Below are 15,900 nucleotides of genomic sequence, written 5' to 3' on the forward strand. Positions count from 1 at the left end.
TCAACGCTTTTCGATCGGCACACCGAAACGTTCACGGAAGGGCCGGAACTCCTCGTGCAGGTCATCGAGGTCCTCACCGATGTCGGTGAGCACGCTCGTCGAGTACTCGAACTTCCCGTGCCGGTCGCCCTTGTTGTTTGCCAGGTAGTCACGCATGTGCGTTTCGGCCGCGCTGGTCAGTGTGCGCCCGCAGAATTCGTAGTAGGCGCGAACGGTCTGCACCGGGTCGGCCACGAAGTCGGTGTAGCGCACGTGCATGATCCGCGGATCGTCGACCATCGGGTTAGACATGGTGTTGGCGATGCTGGCTCGAGTCAGGTCCAGATGCAGTCGCGCCGCAGTGTTCACATCCACAGCTCCGACCATGCCTACGGCGATGTCAACCATCATCATCGTGCGTGATGCGGCGACCTGTACCGGGTCGCGGTGCAACCAGACAAGGGACGCATCAGGATAGGCGGCAAAGAACTCTCGTAGCCGAGAGCCATGAAAACCTTTGAGCACCCAGCGTTTCGGTGGACTTCGGTACTGCAACTGGGCGAGCATCGCTCGATGAATGCGGTACTGGGCATGGGCGTCAGTCGGTAGCCCGCCGACCACCGTCGGCATCGGCACCCGCCACCACGCGGTCGGCGTCATCACCCGGAAGTCGAACGCCCAGGTGCGCTCGTCCTCGGGGAGGCCGTCGCCGAGCATGTCGTTGTACGGGTGGCTGTGCAACCATTTCGGCAGTGCGGCATTGATCTCCCGCCAGTCGGCGTCGGCGCGCGCCCGACGCGCATCGGCGGGACCGGCGACGCCCGGCGGCGGGGAGGGATACATCACCTCCCAGAACCGGAGTGCCCGGTTGTCCGGGTCGACCGACATCAGCGCATGCATCAGTGTGGTGCCCGACCGCGGTTCCCCGGTGACGAACATCGGCGCCTCGATCACCTCGTCGGCGAGGGGATATCGGCTACGGTCGGCAAAGAACTCCAGCCTTGTAGTCAGCAACCATCGGCACACTTCGGCGGCGCGGTGCAGTCCGGAGTCGTCCAGGTCGAGACTGTTGAGCAGGTCGACGGCCATCGCGAACCGGCGCTCAAACGTCGGATCCGCGAAGTCGGACAGGCCGGTCGAAGCTCGGGCACCGGACAGCAACTCCGCGGCGTCGAGGTCGGCGGTCACCGCACGTCTCCGCACAGCGACAGCAGTTCGTCCTCTGCTTTGCGCACGTTCTCGGCCGACGCGGCGGCGTGGTCGAGGCCGGCCATCGCGCCGTAGTCGAGGATCTTCGGCACCCGCAGGCCCGCGTCAACGTAGTCCTTGATGGTGCGCGCCACTTGCTGCGGGGTGCCGTGAGGCGCGACCGCGAGGATCATCTCGGGTTCCACCCGGTCGAGGAAGTCGAGGATGCGTTCCCTCGTCAGTGTCGCCGGGTCGATATCGTGGAATCCCTGCCAGTCCTCCCCTATCGGGTGCTGGAAGCCCAAGGTCTGCAACATCGGTGCCGACACCTGCAACAAGAACGACTTCACCAGGGGGGCTTCGAGGATCTCGGCGAGGGCAGCCTCGTCGCGTCCCATGAAGCACACCTGGATGTAGCACGGCGTGATCGCCATCGGGTCGCGGCCCGCACGATCGGCAGAATCCCGAACCACGGCCAGCTTGTCGGCATAGTCCTGGGGCGTCCACGCGCCGGTGGGCCACCATCCGTCGGCGTAGCGGCCGGTGATCTCAAGAGACCGGGGACCGCTGGCGCCGATCCATATCGGCGGCTGCTTCCCCCCGTACGGCTCGGTATCGAGGCGAGCATGCCGGAGCGTGAAGAAGCGCCCCTCGAAGTCGACGGGACCCTCGCTGTCCCACAGCAGCCGGATCACCTGGAGCGCTTCCTCGAGGCGACTGACCGGACGACCGAAGTCGAAGCCGTACGGCTCGATATTCTCCTTCTCGCCGCTGCCCAGGCCGAGGACGAAGCGTCCTTCAGACAGGTGGTCGATGGTCAGTGCGCTTTGCGCGAGCAGCGCCGGGTGCCGGCGTACGGTGTCCACCACGCTGGTTACCAGCGGCACGTTCTGCGTGCGCACCGCCGCAGCCGCCGCCACCGCCATGGCGTCCAGATGGCGGTGCGGCGAAGGCGACGCGGCCGCCAGGTCGGTGAATTCCGGGGTCCAGATCGAGTCCGGCCAGAAGCTGACCATGTGGTCAGGCAGCCAGATCGAGTGATATCGACCGCTGTCCAGGCGATCGAGCCCAGACAGGTCCAGCGGCAGCGTGGTACGCAAGAAAGCTGCCGGCTGGACCTTCACCTGCTTGTGCTCCTGACCCGTCGTCAGCGCCGCGGCAACCCGAGTACCTGCTGGGCGACGATGTTGCGCTGGATCTCCGAAGTGCCGCCGGCGATGGTGCCGCCGAAGCTTCGGCAGTAGCGCTCGAACCAACTGGCGAAGTAGTGGTCGAGGTTCATGTGCGCGTAGGGACCCGATGTCGTCGGGTGCACCAGGCCGTCGGGTCCGGCGGCGTCGAGCGCAAGTCCCTCGATGCGCTGTTCGGCCTCGGCGCCCAGCAACTTCGGAATCGACACCGCGGCCACATCGACCTGTCCTCGCGCAGCCTGCGCGATCCCCACCGAGCCGAGCAGCCGCAGCGCGTGGTAATCGATGATCGAGGTGGCCAGTGCATCGCGCTCCAACGCATCCTTGGGCCGGAAGTCGGCGATGCAGTTGGCGATTCGATCCGCGAAACCCAGCCACATCATGGTCCGCTCATGGCCCAGTGAGCCATTGGCCACTCCCCATCCGCCGTTGAGCGGGCCGACCAGATTCTCTGCCGGGACCCGGACATCGGTGAAGAACACCTCGTTGAAGTCCAAGTTCTCGATGCCGGTCATGTCGGCGAACGGCCGGCATACCACCCCGTCGAGGTCGGTCGGGATCAGCAGCACGCTGATGCCCTTGTGCTTGGGGGCTTCCGGGTCGGTGCGCACGAACGTCAGCAGGAAATCCGCGTCGTGGGCGCCGGAGGTCCACACCTTCTGACCGTTGACCACGAAGTGATCGCCGTCGAGAACCGCTTTGGTGCGCAACGACGCCAGGTCGGACCCGGCGCTGGGTTCACTCATACCCAGGGACGCGGTGCGCTCCCCTTTGAGCACCGGAACGGCCCACTCTTGCTTCTGCTCTTCGGTGCCGAAGGTCAGCAGGGAGGCCGCGACGATGTTGACGCCCTGCGGGTTGAAGCTGTGGTAGATGCGTCGACGGCACAGTTCTTCGGCGTGCACGAAGGTTTGCAACACCGATGCGTTGCGGCCGCCGAACTCGGGCGGCTGGGCCGGCAGCAGCCAGCCGTTGTCGAACAGCAACCGCTGCCAGTCCCGGGCCCACTGCGGCATGTGCGACACCGAGCGCGGCCGCTCCAGCGTCTCGGCTGCCGACGGGGTGTGCTCGTCGAGAAACGCCGAGAACTCGGCGCGGAACTCCTCGACGTCGGCATCAAAGGTCAGCTGCATGAAATTCCTCCGCGATCGTGGCGCGATGTTCGGCAGCGCCACCCAGCATCAGTTCCCCGGCTTTGGCTCGCTTGAGCGCGAACTGCAGGTCGTTCTCCCACGTGAAACCCATGGCTCCGAAGGTCTGCAACCCGTGCTTGAACACCAGCGCCTGGCACTCGCCGGCCGCCGCTTTTGCCATGGCCGCCGCCAGCCGACGCCGGGAGTCGTCGCCGGCGATGGTCAGCGCCGAGAAATACGCCAGGGCCCGGGCCCGCTCGATCGCGATGAACATGTCGGTGGCCTTGTGCTGAATGGCCTGGAACGTTCCGATCGCCACGCCGAATTGCTGGCGGCTCTTGGCGTGCTCGACGGCCAGGTCGAGGATGCGCTGGCACGCTCCCACCATGGTGATCGACATCCCCATCAGCGCCACGTGGTGTGCCCGTTCGGTGTCGGCGGAAAGCCGTTCGGCGTCGGCCACCCGCACCCCTCCGAAGGACACCTCGGCGACATGGAGTGCCGGATCGAACGTGTCGACCCGCCGCGTGACGACCTGGTCGGCGGTGACGAGGAAAACCCCGGCTGCCGTGACCACGGCCAGCCGCTGCGCCCGATCGCCGTCGAGGACGAAGCGGTCGGTGCCGGTGAGTATCCATCCGTGCGCATCTCGCACCGCCGTGACACCGCTGTATACCGTCGCTCCGGCGCTCCGCGGATCGAATCGGTCGCCCACCAGCGGCGCGAACTGGCTGAGCGTGGCCAGAAAAGGCGTCGGGTCGGTCGCACGACCGAGTTCTTCGAGCACGATCGCCAACTCGACCGCATTTTCAGGATCCGTGAGCTCGGTCCACCCCGCATCGAGGTAGCTCTGCCACAACGGAGTCGAGTCGACGCCGTTCTCGGCGATGTCGCGAATCAACGAGGCTGGGCATTGTTTGGACACCGCGTCGCGCACGGTCTCCTGCCACAGCCGCTGATCAGCATCGAATTCGAGTAACACCCGTGCGCCTCCTCGGACCGGCAGTTCGCTGAGAATACCATTCTCGCTGACGGTGTCTGCGTTCTCCTGAGCAGCATATCCATTATCGCCAGACAGGCGCTGTGCGGCCGACCAGCACCGAGCTCTAGCAGCACAAATGTTAAGCGCTGCGCTTGAGAACAGAATTCTTGATTATGAAGAACAACGATCTACACTGGAGCTCATCGACGGTCGCGCCCTCGGCCGGGAGAAGTGAGGATCAAGCCGCGTGAAGGAATTCAGTGACGGGTCACTGGACGCGTCCGTCAGCGTCCCGGTCATCGACGCCAGCGTGCACATCTTCTGCGAGTCCAACAAGGACCTCCGGCAGAACTTCCTCCGCGAACCGTTCCGCAGCCGCGGATTCCCCGACTACGAAATGGACTGGTACGGCGCACCGGGCGGCGAATACGCCGACCGGACCGAGGGACCCGACGGTCAATACCCCGGATCCGACCCGGCTGTCGTCGCCAAGCACCTGTTCACCGACCGCGGCGTCGACATCGCCATCGTGCACCCGATGACCCGAGGGATCATGCCGGACCGGCACCTGGGCACCGCGCTGGCATCGGCGCACAACGACATGATGGTGACGCGGTGGCTGGATCACCCTGAGTTCGGTGAGAAGTTCCGCGGCACCCTGCGGGTGAACCCGGACGACGTCGCGGGCGCGCTCCGAGAGATCGAGCGCTACCGGAATCACCCGAAAATCGTCCAACTCGGCGTTCCGCTGCAATCGCGCGAACTCTACGGCAAACCCCAGTACTGGCCGTTGTGGGAAGCCGCCGTCGACGCCGGCCTGCCGGTGGCGGTGCACTTCGAGGTCGGCTCCGGGGTGATGCTTCCGCCGACCCCGAATGGCGTGACACGCACCTACGAGCAATTCGTCGGGTTCACCGCGCTGAACTTCCTCTATCACCTGATGAACATGATCGCCGAAGGGGTATTCGAAAGGATGCCCGCGCTGAAGTTCGTGTGGGCCGATGGAGCGGCCGACATGCTGACGCCGTTCATCTGGCGGATGGACTGCTTCGGCCGGCCGCACCTCGAGCAGACGCCGTGGGCACCGAGGATGCCCAGTGACTATCTGCCCGGCCACGTCTTCTTCGTGCAGGGCAGCCTGGATGGGCCGGGCGACGTCGACTTCGCCGGCGAGTGGGCCGGCTTCACCGGCAAGGACGACATGGTGATGTTCGGCTCGAGTTATCCGCACTGGCAGCTCAACGAGCTGGTGGTGCCCACGACCTACACCGACGAACAACGTGACAAGTTGTGCTGGCGCAACGCCGCACAGCTTTACGGCATCGAAGTTCCCGCAAGTCCGTCCGTGTCATCTGCGGCTGCGGCACAGTAGAGGTAACCAGGAGGCCCTCATGACCGTTACAGCCAATCCCCGGGTACCAGCCACCGAACGCATCGCCGTGCGGTGCGTGGACTCCGACGTGCATCCGACGCCCCGCCGCGGAGAGCTGACCCAGTACATCCCCGAGCCGTGGCGCAGCAAGTACTTTCTGACCCGCAAGGTCGGCGACCAGATCTACTACGACGCCCCCGACTACGCCCACTCCTACGCGATGCGGGTGGACACTTTCCCGCCGGACGGCGAGTTTGCCTGCAGCGATCCCGATCTGGCTTTCAAACAGCTGATCATGGAGGCCGGTGCGGACATCGCGATCCTCGAGCCCGCGGCCTACCCGGCCCGCATTCCCGAGGCTGAGCACGCGATGGCGTATGCGCTCAACGAGTGGCAGGCCAACCACTGGCTCGACAGCCACAACAACTGGCACGAGCGCTGGCGCGGCTCCATCTGCGTGGCCATCCAGGAACCCGAGAACGGCGTCGCCGAGATCGAGCGCTGGGCCGGCCATCCGCACATGGCGCAGATCCTGATCAAGGCCGAACCTCGCCCGTCGTGGGGCAATCCGAAGTACGACCAGATCTGGGCCGCGGCCACCAAGCACGACATCCCGGTCAGCTGTCACCTCTCGCGTAGCCATTACGACGAGCTGCCGATGCCCCCGGTGGGACTGCCGAGCTACAACCACGACTTCATGGTCACGTACTCGCTGCTGGCGGCCAACCAGGTCATGAGCCTGATTTTCGACGGGACGTTCGACCGGCACCCGAACCTGCGGATCGTGTTCGTCGAGCACGCCTTCACCTGGATCCTGCCGCTGATGTGGCGCATGGACGCGCTCTACGAGGCCCGCAAATCGTGGGTTGAGATCAAACGCAAGCCCAGCGAATACGTCAAGGACCACATCAAGTTCACTACCCAGCCGCTGGACTACCCGGAGGACAAGACCGAGTTGTCACGGGCTTTCGAGTGGATGGAGTGCGAGAAGATCCTGCTCTTCTCCAGCGACTATCCGCACTGGACCTTCGACGATCCGCGCTGGCTGGTCAAACACCTGCCCGAGCACGCGCGCGAAGCGGTGATGTTCCGAAACGGTATCCAGACCTACAAGTTGCCGGACACTGTCCCGGCGCTCGAAGGTCAGGTCCGGGTCTTCTAGGAATGGAAAAGGACAAGACGCCCCGGCTGGCGCAGGGGCGCGAACACGTTGTCGCCACCATCGACGAGATCCCGCCCGGCACACACAAACTGGTACCTATCGGACGCCACGGCGTCGGCGTGTACAACGTCAACGGAACGTTCTATGCGATCGCCAACTACTGCCCGCACGAGGGTGGTCCGCTGTGCGCGGGTCGGACCCGCGGTCTGAACATCGTCGACGACAACGTGCCGGGTGACGCGGTGATGGTGCGCGACAACGAGTACATCTTCTGCCCCTGGCATCAGTGGGGTTTCGAACTGGCCACCGGCACCACTGCGGTCAAGCCGGAATGGAGCATCCGCACCTACCCTGTGCGGGTCGTCGGCAACGACGTACTCGTGCAGGCCTAGCGTCCCGAACGCCGCAACATTGGAGAACAGTTGCCCAACAACACGATCGAGATCAACGGTGGCAAAGTTGTCTACGAGATCCTCGGCGAGGCAGGCGATTTCATCGTCCTGACCCCCGGAGGTCGGTTCAGCAAGGACATTCCAGGGCTGCGACCGCTGGCTGAGGCGCTGGTCGACGGTGGCTACCGAGTTCTGTTGTGGGACCGGCCCAACTGTGGCGCATCCGATGTGCAGTTCTACGGCCAAAGCGAATCGCACATGCGTGCCGAGACCCTTCACCAAGTGCTCACGGGTCTCGACATCGGCCCGTGCATCATTGCCGGCGGCTCGGGCGGCGCACGCGATTCGATGCTGTTCACCATGCTGTACCCCGATCTGGTCACCAAACTGGTGGTGTGGAACATCGTCGGCGGCGTGTACGGCAGCTTCGTCCTCGGCGGCCACTATGTGGTGCCCAGCATCCTCGCGGTGCGTGGCCTGGGTATCAAGGGTCTCCTCAGTGTGCCGGAGTGGCGGGATCGTATTGCGCAGAATCCCGGTAACGAACAGCGCATGCTCGACCTTGATGCCGACGAGTTTCTGAAGGTCATGCGACGCTGGCTCAACGCATTCGTCCCGAAACCCGGGCAGACAATTCCCGGCGTCGCCGACGAGATGTTCGACGACATCAGGGTGCCGACGCTGATCATCCGCGGCGGTGAGAACGACTGGGACCATCCCAAGCGCACGTCCTACGAAGTGCACTGCCTGATCAAGGGCTCCAGATTGATCGACCCGCCGTGGCCCGAGGACGCCTGGGAGCGTGCCGGCGAGAAGATGGCCGAGAGCGGCGGAAAGGACTTCTGCCTGTTCGACACCTGGGTGCAGGCCGCGCCGCCGATTCTCGACTTCCTCCGGAAATGACCGGCGTGGACTCAAATCGTGATGATCTGCACCTCGCAGTTGAGCGAGGCCTCCAGCGCGGTGTGCACCCGACTCTCCGGTACGCGCCGCAGATCGTCTTTGCTCAGCGTGACTTTGACGATGTCCCATCCGTCGTCGGTCGCGATGCGCTCGATCTTCCCCTGCAGCCCGAGACCCGCCAGGACGCCGTGGGCGTCATCGTCGGTTCCGCGGCTGACGTAGGTCAGCACACCCGGCACGGGCTCCACACCCAGGGCACCGAAAGCGCTGCGACACATCCGCATCGCCGCGGCGGTGAGCCGGTCGGGCTCGTCGCCGTCGATCAGGATCTCGACCTGGCGACGGTTGCCCGGCATCGCGGCCAGGTCGGCATCGACCACATCTGCCCCAACCGCCCGGGCCAGTTCGGAAAGCATTGCCATGCCGTCGCGTAACTGGTCGGCGGTCAGCACCGCCGTCGGGTCGACGTCGACACGCACCACCGCAGTCCTCATGAGCGCCACCTTATCGGCCGGCAGGAAGGCACCAAACATGATCGTCTCCGAGCCCGCGGGCGGTCCGCGATGAGCACCGACAACGGGCTGGCGACCCGGCTGACGGTGTCGGCGTGGCCCGGCCTGACGCCCCGCCTGCTGACCCCGTCTGAAACCGTTGTTGCCGAAGACCTTTCGACCTACACCGCGGGGGGTGGCTATCAGCAGCTCAGCGACCCCGGCGCGCTGCTCGACGACGTCGACCGCAGCGGTCTACTCGGACGCGGAGGCGCCGCCTTCCCGCTCGCGGTGAAACTGCGCACCGTCGGCGGCGCGGCACGGGCGGGCAGCGATACGGTCGTGCTGGCCAACGGCGAAGAGGGCGAACCGGCCTCGATCAAGGACCGCTGGCTGATGCGCAACCGGCCGCACCTGGTTCTCGACGGGGTCCGGCTGGCCGCCCGGATGGTCGACGCGCAGCGCGCGTACGTCTACGTGTCGGACGCCGATTCCGCGCTGGCGCTGACCTCCGCAGTGCAGGACGCACCGCTGGACGGCCTGGCCGTCGACGTCGTGACTGTCGATCCGGGCTACGTCGCCGGGGAGGAGACCGCCGCGGTGCGGGCCGTCAACGGCGGCCCGGCCAAACCCACCGACAAGCCCCCGCGGCCGTTCGAGGAAGGTATCGCGGGCCTGCCGACGCTGGTCAGCAATGTCGAGACGCTGGCGAACCTGCCCTTCATCCTGCGTGAGGGCAGCGACACTTACCGTAGCGCGGGCACGTCGGCCTCCCCCGGCACATTCCTGGCCACTGTGACCGGGGCGGGACAGCCCGCCGCCCTGTATGAACTTCCGCACGGTGTCGCGGTGAGCGCACTTCTCGAGCATCACCAGGTCGCCCTCACCGACGTCACGGGCGTGCTGATGGGCGGTTATTTCGCCGGTTTGCTGAATCGGGAGGTTCTCGACGTCACCCTCGACCACGAGTCGCTGCGCAGGCTGGGTAGCGGACTCGGCTGTGGGGCGATCGCAGTTCTCACCGGTGAGTCCCCGGTGGCGGTAGCAGCTGCGGTGATGGCCTATTTCGACCGGGAGAATGCCGGTCAGTGTGGCTCCTGTTTCAACGGCACCGCAGCAATGTCGGCGGTCACCGATGCGCTGCGCCGAGGGGTCGCCACCGAGGACGACCTCGCCCGGCTGCAACGGTGGTCGGTGGTACTGCGGGGCCGTGGCGCATGCGCCACGCTGGACGCGGCGACCAATGTCGCTGCCAGTCTGCTTCGGGCGTTCCCGGCCGACGTGGCCCGCCATCTCGCCGGCGAGTGTGACAGCAGCGGCGCTGAGCCCTTCTCGGCGTTGCGCCCCTTCGAGGTGGAGGCGAGACCATGAGCGAGCCGATGAAGATCAAACTGGACCGCACGGTGTGCGACGGATTCGGTATCTGCGCCAAACACGCGCCGGCGTACTTCTCGCTCGACGACTGGGATTACGCGTCATTGATCGGAGACGGAACGGTCGCCGAGGCCGACCGCGACGCGGTGACGCGAGCGCTGTGGGACTGCCCGGTGCACGCGATCACCGAGCTGCACGCCGCAAAGAAGCCGAGCAAGAGCTGATATGGACATCCCCGGCCGCCCCCTGCCGCAGTTGACCGCGCAGAACGAGTTCTTCTGGACCTCAGGATCCGACGGACAACTGCGTATCCAGAAGTGCAACAGCTGCGACTCGCTGATCCACCCCCCGGCGCCGGTGTGTCGGTACTGCCGCAAAACCAATCTCGGCGTGGCCGTGGTGTCGGGCAAGGCGACGCTCGCCGGCCTCAGCATCAACCACCGGTTCGGCTTTCCCGATCTTCCACCCCCGTACGTCGTGGCTGAGGTGGCGCTGATCGAAGACCCTCGAGTACGCCTGACCACCAACATCATCGAGGCTGACCCGGCCAGTCTGGCGATCGGCCAGCCCGTCGAGGTGCAGTTCCAGCAGGCCGACGACGTCTGGCTGCCGTTGTTCCGGCCGGCCACCGATCCCGATGCGCCGACGGCGCTGCCCCCCGATGCGATCCCGCCCGACCAGTTCTCGCGGCACGTCCGGCCGATGCTGACCACACAGAAGTTCGAGGACCATTCGGCGATCACCGGTATCGGCATGTCGACGATCGGGAGGCGGCAGATGGTGCCGCCGCTGGCGTTGACCATCGCCGCCTGCGAACAGGCAGTGGCTGACGCCGGACTGACCTACGACGACATCGACGGCCTGTCAACCTATCCGGGTCTGGATGTGGCGGGCATGGGTGAAGGTGGGGTCAGCGCACTCGAAGGTGCGCTCGGCTTGCGCCCCACCTGGATCAACGGTGGCATGGACACCTTCGGGCCGGGCGGCTCGGTGATCGCGGCGATGATGGCGGTCGCCACGGGGATGGCCCGCCACGTGCTGTGTTTCCGCACGTTGTGGGAAGCCACCTTCGGTCAGCTGATGAAGGAGGGCAAGATGTCACCTCCGATGGGTCGGCGTACGTCCAGTTGGCAGCACCCGTTCGGCGCCACCTCCGCGGCGCATGTGCTGGCACAGAACGCCAGTCGCCACTTCCACCGGTACGGCACCACCCGCGAGACACTCGGCTGGATCGCGCTCAATCAGCGCGCCAACGCCGCGCTGAACCCGACGGCCATCTACCGCGACCCGATGACCATGGACGACTATCTGTCGGCACGGATGATCACCACGCCGTTCGGCCTCTACGACTGCGACGTGCCCTGCGACGGGGCGGTCGCAGTCGTGGTATCGGCGATCGACGCCGCGCAGGACCTCCCCCACCGGCCCATCCGTTTCGAGGCGGTGGGCACCCAGATCATCGAGCGTCTCGACTGGGACCAGACCACACTGACCCATGAACCTCAGGTGCTCGGCCAGTCAGCGCACCTGTGGTCACGAACATCGTTGCGGGCCAAGGATGTCGACGTTGCCGAACTCTACGACGGGTTCACCTTCAACTGCCTGTCCTGGCTGGAGGGTCTCGGGTTCTGCGGAATCGGGGAAGCGAAGGAATTCCTCGACGGTGGCGCGGCGATCGCACGCGACGGAATCATCCCGGTCAACACGCACGGCGGCCAACTGTCACACGGACGCACCCACGGCATGGGGCTGGTGCACGAGGCCGTCACGCAGTTGCGCGGCGACGCCGGCGAGCGCCAGGTACCCGACGCCAAGGTTGCCGTGGTCAGCAGCGGCGGCTTGACTCCCAGCGGCGTGATGCTGCTGCGGTCCGACGCGTGAACGCCGCCGGCCCGCGCCCCCGCGTGGTCCTCGTCGACGGCGTGCCGATGTCGGGATTGGTTGCCGCTGTTCCCAATCCGCGCGCCATACTGGTCGCCGTACACGGCGGTGCGACGGCGTCGGTCTACTTCGACTGCCCGGGTCATCCCCGGTTGTCGCTGCTGCGCGCCGCCGCCGCACACGGTGTCACCGCGATCGCGCTGGATCGGCCCGGTTATGGCGCCTCGGCTCTGCACCAACAGCAGTTCGACGACCCCGATCGGCGGGTGGCATTCGCGTTCGGCGCGGTGGACATGATGCTCGCCGGCGTCGAGCGCGGGGCCGGCACGTTCCTGGTCGGCCATTCGGCCGGGTGTGAACTCGCGATCCGGATGGCTGTCGGAGAGCGCCGCGACGAGGTTCTCGGCCTCTCGATCGCCGGCACCGGGCTGCGGTACTGCGCCGAAGCGTTGGCCATCATCAAGGACGCCACTGTGACGTCGCGCCCCGCCGGCCTTCGCGACCTGCTATGGCAACCGACCGAGCTCTATCCGCCCGAGGTACTCACCGGCGCCCTGTCGGCGCCGGGGGTGCCCTACGAAGCGAAGGTCACCGCGAATTGGGCCCGGCGCGACTTCCCCGAACTGGCTGCCCGGGTCACCGCGCCGGTCCAGTTCAGCGTCGCCGAACACGAGAAAGTGTGGGAGTCCACGCCGCAGGCCAGTGCCGACATCCTTGCGCTGTTCACCGGCGCGCCGCGGGTCGACCTCAACGAAATGCCGGACAGCGGACACAATCTCAGCGTCGGACTGTCCGCCGAAACCTACCACCGGCAAGTGTTGGCACACCTCGACGAGTGCCTGAGTACTTCAGGCAGCGGGATCGACAAAAAAGAAGTGGAGGCCGGTTGATGCGGGTCGGATTCATCGGATTGGGGAGCCAGGGCGGTCCCATGGCGCGGCGGATCGCCGAGGGCGGGTTCGAGACCACGTTGTGGGCGCGACGTGCTGCCAGCCTGGAACCGTACGCCGACACCGCAGCGAAGTCGGCGTCGACTCCGGCCGAGCTCGGCGCGGCCAGCGACCTGGTCTGCCTGTGCGTGGTCGGTGACGACGACGTCCGCGAAGTTCTCTACGGCGACACCGGGGTACTGGCCGGTATGGCCGAGGGCGGGATCGTCGCCATTCACAGCACCGTCCATCCTGAAACCTGCCGTGAGATCGCCGACAAGGCGGCCGCGCAGGGAATTTCGGTCATCGATGCCCCGGTCAGCGGTGGCGGACCCGCGGTCGAGCAGGGGACGTTGCTGGTCATGGTCGGCGGAGACGAAGATGTCGCCGAGCGGTGTCGGCCGGTGTTCGCCACATACGCCGACCCGATCGTGCACCTCGGCCCGCTGGGTAGCGGACAGAACACCAAGATCCTCAACAACCTGTTGTTCAGCGCCAACCTGGGCAGCGCTGTCAGCACCCTGGAACTGGGCGAGTCCCTGGGGATCCCCCGCGACAAGCTCGTCGAAGTCCTCAACCGCGGTTCGGCCACCAGCAAGGCCGTCGGCAGCATCTCGATATTCGGCGGCACCCTCGACGGTCTTGCTCCGATAGCCGGTGCGCTGCTGCAGAAGGACGTCCGGCACGCGGCCAGTCTGGCAGCCGCGGCGGCAGCCCCGGAAGGGGCGGTGTTCACCGCCGCCGACGCCGCGCTGATCGCGATGGACCACGAGCGGTGAGCCGAGTCGGCTTCGTCGGTGCGGGCCGGATGGGCACGCCGATGGTCAGCCGCCTGGTTCACGCCGGCCACGATGTCCGCGTGCTCGGACGGAGCCAGGAAAAGCGCTCTGCCGTCGAGGAACTGGGGGCGACCGTGGTTGCCGACGTGGCCGCGGTCGCCGAGGGCGCCGATGTCGTCGTCGTCTGCGTGTTCACCGACGAGCAGGTCCGGGAAGTCTGCCTCGTTGACGGTCTGCTTGCGGCGATGTCGGCCGGTTCGGTGTTGGTGGTGCACACCACCGGTAGTCCGCGAACCGCTGAACTGCTCGCGTCAGAGGCGTCGGGAGTCGTTGTGGTGGACGCCCCGGTCAGCGGCGGACCGCATGACATCGAAGCCGGACGTATCACGCTGTTCGTCGGGGGCGACCACGACGCCGTGCAGCGCGTCCGGCCGGTGCTGGCGGCCTACGGAGAGCCGATCCTGCACACCGGCCAACTGGGCTCCGGCCAGTGGGTGAAGCTGCTCAACAACACGTTGCTGGTCGCGCAACTGGGGTTGTTGCGCGAAGCTGCCTCGTTCGGGGCGCGCGTCGGCGTCGACGAGGCCGCATTGATCAGCGCGGTCCGTCAGGGTAGCGGCGCCAGCATTGCCGCCGACCTGGTCGCGTCGCGGGAGTCGGTTCAGGACTTCATCGACTCCGTCGGCGAGTTCCTCGGCAAGGATGTCGCGGTCATCCGGGTCGTGGCCGCAGAGACGGGCAATGACCTGGGCATCCTGGAAAATCTGCTGGCGAAGGCCCTGCCTGCCGACTCTTCGGCGACCGGATGAATCGGCCAGATCACCGACCCGAATGTCGCTGTGCTGGCCCACCGAAACTGATAGCGTTACAGTTCATTCACTTCTCGTAAAGCACCGGCTGCAGCCCGCCGTGACGGAGGACATCATGACCGCGCCTGAACTCCGCTTCGATCCCGTTTCCCAGGATTACTTCGACAATCCCTACGACATCTACCGTCGGATGCGGGACGAGGCTCCCCTCTACTACGACGCGGAAGGGGACTTTTATGCGTTGACCCGGCACGCCGACGTCGCCGCGGCGCTCAAGGATCATGACGCCTTCTCGTCGTCGCGCGGCTGCGACCTGGCGATGGTGCGCTCCGAGGAAGGGCCGCAGAAGTCGATCATCTTCATGGACCCGCCCGAGCACCGACACATGCGCAGCCTGCTCAACAAGGCGTTCACACCGCGCGCCATCCAGTCGCAGCGCGAAACCGTCATCGAGCTCGTCGAGCACTACCTGTCGAAAGTGGATCCGGACAACTTCGACGTGGTGCAGGATTTTTCGGGACCGTTCCCGGTCGAGGTGATCACTCGGATGGCCGGGGTACCTGAAGAGTTCCGCCAGCAGGTGCGGCACTGGATCGACAAGGGCCTGGAACGAAAGCCCGGCCAGCTCGAGTGGTCCGAAGAGAACATGCAAGCCAACATCGACTCGGGTGTCTACTACTACGGCCTGGTGCAGGAACGGCGGCGCAACCCGCAGGACGACATGATCAGCCGGTTGATCGCCGCAGAGATCCCGACCGAGAACGGCGAGACGCGCCGACTCGATGACATCGAGATCACCGGGTTCACCTCGCTGCTGGGCGGGGCAGGCGCCGAAACCGTCACCAAACTGGTCGGCAGCGCGGTCGTGGAGTTCGCCCGCCACCCCGAGCAGTGGCAACTGCTGCTCGATGACCGCAGCCTGGTTCCCGCCGCCGTCGAGGAACTGCTGCGCTACGTCGGTCCGGTGCAGTACAACGTGCGCTACACCCTCAAAGAGGCGCACGTGCCCAGCGGCACCATCCCCGCAGGCAAACCGGTTTTCCTGCTCCAGGCGGCCGCCAACCGCGACCCGCGGGCCTTCGACGACGCCGAGACCTTCGACATCACCCGCGACCGTACACAGGCGCAGAATCTCGGACTCGGCTACGGCATTCACAGCTGTCTCGGCGCGGCACTGGCCCGGCTGGAAACCCAGATCGCGCTCGAGCACCTGCTCGACTTCATGCCCCGCTACGAGGTCGATTTCGACGGTTTGGAGAAGGTGCACATGCAGAACGTGGCGGGCTACCACCATGTGCCGGTGAAGGTGTTGCGATGATCATTCCCGTGAACGAGG

At 66.0% G+C, this 15,900-nt stretch carries 16 protein-coding genes; 11 read left to right on the forward strand and 5 right to left on the reverse strand.

The annotated features are described in order from the left end of the window. The 4 genes from KXD98_RS17585 to KXD98_RS17600 are packed head-to-tail and all read right to left on the reverse strand — an operon-like array spanning position 1 to position 4,472. Positions 1 to 1,167, reverse strand: coding sequence for a sulfotransferase (locus tag KXD98_RS17585; RefSeq protein ID WP_260759641.1), 1,167 nt, complete (start codon positions 1,165 to 1,167; stop codon positions 1 to 3). Continuing rightward, positions 1,164 to 2,291 (reverse strand): LLM class flavin-dependent oxidoreductase, encoded by a 1,128-nt coding sequence (locus KXD98_RS17590; protein WP_260759642.1) that lies wholly within the window; start codon positions 2,289 to 2,291, stop codon positions 1,164 to 1,166. Before KXD98_RS17590 ends, KXD98_RS17585 begins: the two co-directional genes overlap by 4 nt. Positions 2,292 to 2,314: 23 nt before the next feature. Further along, positions 2,315 to 3,490 carry an acyl-CoA dehydrogenase family protein gene (locus KXD98_RS17595; protein WP_260759643.1) on the reverse strand — a complete coding sequence of 392 codons (1,176 nt, stop codon included), beginning with the start codon at positions 3,488 to 3,490 and terminating at the stop codon, positions 2,315 to 2,317. After that, positions 3,474 to 4,472, reverse strand: coding sequence for an acyl-CoA dehydrogenase family protein (locus KXD98_RS17600; RefSeq protein WP_260759644.1), 999 nt, complete (start codon positions 4,470 to 4,472; stop codon positions 3,474 to 3,476). Before KXD98_RS17600 ends, KXD98_RS17595 begins: the two co-directional genes overlap by 17 nt. Before the next feature lie 247 nt (positions 4,473 to 4,719). Between KXD98_RS17600 and KXD98_RS17605 the strand changes: the two genes are divergently transcribed. The 4 genes from KXD98_RS17605 to KXD98_RS17620 are packed head-to-tail and all read left to right on the forward strand — an operon-like array spanning position 4,720 to position 8,301. Continuing rightward, entirely contained in the window at positions 4,720 to 5,844 is a 1,125-nt protein-coding gene (locus tag KXD98_RS17605) for an amidohydrolase family protein (RefSeq protein ID WP_260759645.1), read from the forward strand. Positions 5,845 to 5,863: 19 nt separating this feature from the next. Beyond that, a complete protein-coding gene (locus tag KXD98_RS17610; protein ID WP_260759646.1) occupies positions 5,864 to 7,006 on the forward strand; it encodes an amidohydrolase family protein in 1,143 nt (380 codons plus the stop codon). A gap of 2 nt (positions 7,007 to 7,008) precedes the next feature. Further along, entirely contained in the window at positions 7,009 to 7,398 is a 390-nt protein-coding gene (locus tag KXD98_RS17615; protein ID WP_260759647.1) for a Rieske (2Fe-2S) protein, read from the forward strand. Between the two features lie 30 nt (positions 7,399 to 7,428). After that, positions 7,429 to 8,301, forward strand: a complete 873-nt coding sequence (locus tag KXD98_RS17620) for an alpha/beta fold hydrolase (protein ID WP_260759648.1) — start codon at positions 7,429 to 7,431, stop codon at positions 8,299 to 8,301. Positions 8,302 to 8,312: 11 nt separating this feature from the next. Here the strand turns inward: KXD98_RS17620 and KXD98_RS17625 are convergent, their stop codons facing one another. Beyond that, entirely contained in the window at positions 8,313 to 8,795 is a 483-nt protein-coding gene (locus KXD98_RS17625) for a hypothetical protein (protein ID WP_260759649.1), read from the reverse strand. Positions 8,796 to 8,864: 69 nt separating this feature from the next. Between KXD98_RS17625 and KXD98_RS17630 the strand changes: the two genes are divergently transcribed. From KXD98_RS17630 to KXD98_RS17660, 7 genes are all read left to right on the forward strand, one after another. Continuing rightward, positions 8,865 to 10,163 carry an NADH-ubiquinone oxidoreductase-F iron-sulfur binding region domain-containing protein gene (locus tag KXD98_RS17630; RefSeq protein ID WP_260759650.1) on the forward strand — a complete coding sequence of 433 codons (1,299 nt, stop codon included), beginning with the start codon at positions 8,865 to 8,867 and terminating at the stop codon, positions 10,161 to 10,163. A gap of 8 nt (positions 10,164 to 10,171) precedes the next feature. After that, positions 10,172 to 10,390 carry a ferredoxin gene (locus KXD98_RS17635; RefSeq protein WP_260765271.1) on the forward strand — a complete coding sequence of 73 codons (219 nt, stop codon included), beginning with the start codon at positions 10,172 to 10,174 and terminating at the stop codon, positions 10,388 to 10,390. Position 10,391: 1 nt separating this feature from the next. Beyond that, positions 10,392 to 12,047 (forward strand): thiolase C-terminal domain-containing protein, encoded by a 1,656-nt coding sequence (locus tag KXD98_RS17640; protein ID WP_260759651.1) that lies wholly within the window; start codon positions 10,392 to 10,394, stop codon positions 12,045 to 12,047. Continuing rightward, entirely contained in the window at positions 12,044 to 12,937 is an 894-nt protein-coding gene (locus tag KXD98_RS17645) for an alpha/beta hydrolase (protein WP_313901236.1), read from the forward strand. The genes KXD98_RS17640 and KXD98_RS17645 overlap by 4 nt, the downstream gene beginning before the upstream one ends. Next, positions 12,937 to 13,755, forward strand: coding sequence for an NAD(P)-dependent oxidoreductase (locus tag KXD98_RS17650; RefSeq protein WP_260759652.1), 819 nt, complete (start codon positions 12,937 to 12,939; stop codon positions 13,753 to 13,755). Before KXD98_RS17645 ends, KXD98_RS17650 begins: the two co-directional genes overlap by 1 nt. Continuing rightward, positions 13,752 to 14,564 (forward strand): NAD(P)-dependent oxidoreductase, encoded by an 813-nt coding sequence (locus KXD98_RS17655; protein ID WP_260759653.1) that lies wholly within the window; start codon positions 13,752 to 13,754, stop codon positions 14,562 to 14,564. The genes KXD98_RS17650 and KXD98_RS17655 overlap by 4 nt, the downstream gene beginning before the upstream one ends. 115 nt (positions 14,565 to 14,679) lie before the next feature. Then, complete coding sequence (locus KXD98_RS17660; RefSeq protein WP_260759654.1) at positions 14,680 to 15,882, forward strand: cytochrome P450; 1,203 nt, start codon at positions 14,680 to 14,682, stop codon at positions 15,880 to 15,882. Positions 15,883 to 15,900: the final 18 nt, after the last annotated feature.

Source organism: Mycobacterium sp. SMC-4 (assembly GCF_025263265.1).
Lineage (GTDB): Bacteria > Actinomycetota > Actinomycetes > Mycobacteriales > Mycobacteriaceae > Mycobacterium.

Coding starts and splice junctions, on each gene's coding strand:
- KXD98_RS17595 (WP_260759643.1), bottom strand. CDS start 3,490: ATGCAGCTGACCTTTGATGCCGACGTCGAGGAGTTCCGCGCCGAGTTC.
- KXD98_RS17610 (WP_260759646.1), top strand. CDS start 5,864: ATGACCGTTACAGCCAATCCCCGGGTACCAGCCACCGAACGCATCGCC.
- KXD98_RS17615 (WP_260759647.1), top strand. CDS start 7,009: ATGGAAAAGGACAAGACGCCCCGGCTGGCGCAGGGGCGCGAACACGTT.
- KXD98_RS17625 (WP_260759649.1), bottom strand. CDS start 8,795: ATGAGGACTGCGGTGGTGCGTGTCGACGTCGACCCGACGGCGGTGCTG.
- KXD98_RS17630 (WP_260759650.1), top strand. CDS start 8,865: ATGAGCACCGACAACGGGCTGGCGACCCGGCTGACGGTGTCGGCGTGG.
- KXD98_RS17635 (WP_260765271.1), top strand. CDS start 10,172: ATGAAGATCAAACTGGACCGCACGGTGTGCGACGGATTCGGTATCTGC.
- KXD98_RS17640 (WP_260759651.1), top strand. CDS start 10,392: ATGGACATCCCCGGCCGCCCCCTGCCGCAGTTGACCGCGCAGAACGAG.
- KXD98_RS17650 (WP_260759652.1), top strand. CDS start 12,937: ATGCGGGTCGGATTCATCGGATTGGGGAGCCAGGGCGGTCCCATGGCG.
- KXD98_RS17660 (WP_260759654.1), top strand. CDS start 14,680: ATGACCGCGCCTGAACTCCGCTTCGATCCCGTTTCCCAGGATTACTTC.